General features: G+C 42.1%; 1 protein-coding gene. It reads right to left on the minus strand.

Annotated features, from left to right (window positions below; genetic code table 11):
- On the minus strand, positions 1–221 hold a 221-nt coding region (locus CBI42_RS12265), incomplete at both ends, for an ABC transporter ATP-binding protein (protein WP_142294185.1).

Below are 221 nucleotides of genomic sequence, written 5' to 3' on the forward strand. Positions count from 1 at the left end.
TCCCGGTGATTAACGTTGGTTTCTGGAATGGCTGCCAACAAACGCTTGGTGTAAATATGCATTGGATTATTATAAATATCATCCCTGGTTCCAACTTCCACGATCCGGCCGCGGGTCATGATGGCAATGTTCTTGCACATATGACGGACAACCCCTAAATCATGTGAAATAAACAGGTATGAGATACCAAATTGGCGCTGAATTTTCTTCATGAAGTTTAA

The organism is Streptococcus sp. KR (assembly GCF_002238115.1).
Taxonomy (GTDB): Bacteria; Bacillota; Bacilli; order Lactobacillales; family Streptococcaceae; genus Streptococcus.